General features: G+C 45.9%; 1 protein-coding gene. It reads right to left on the bottom strand.

Annotation, left to right across the window (positions count from 1 at the left end):
* On the bottom strand, positions 1-471 hold a 471-nt coding region (locus AB4585_RS26200; RefSeq protein WP_372171683.1), incomplete at both ends, for a BCCT family transporter.

The following is a 471-nucleotide window of genomic DNA, read 5'->3' as shown; positions in this document are numbered from 1 at the left end:
CCTCAAGCATATAGAAGAGACTCAAAGAGACATCACTAAGCGCTTGTTTGGCTCCCAATATACCCACGTTATCAATCATCTGTTGGATAGCAATGCCACCAAACGTCGACATCCATGCTGTAGTTACGAGTGTTGGTATAACCAACACATAGACAAGGAACTGACGAACGGTACGTCCTTTCGAGATACGCGCAACAAACATGCCAAAGAATGGTGCGTAAGCAACCCACCAAGCCCAGTAGAACACTGTCCAGCCATGCAAGAAGGTAGTATCTTCACGACCTGAGGTTTGGCTCAATGCATAAGCATTTTTAACGTAACCAACCACAGCTGTTGTGAATGAGTCTAATACTGTTGTGAAGTTCAGCACCGCCATTAACAGAAGGAATAGGATAGCAATCGCCATGTTTATGTTACTGAGCAGCTTCACGCCACCATCCATACCACGTAGCACAGAGATGATAGCGAGGC

Origin of the sequence: Vibrio sp. 10N.222.49.C9, from assembly GCF_041474985.1 — a bacterium.
Classification (GTDB): domain Bacteria; phylum Pseudomonadota; class Gammaproteobacteria; order Enterobacterales; family Vibrionaceae; genus Vibrio; species Vibrio crassostreae_C.
The sequence above is the reverse complement of the archived record's forward strand: the minus strand, read 5'-3'. Positions and strand labels throughout refer to the sequence as shown.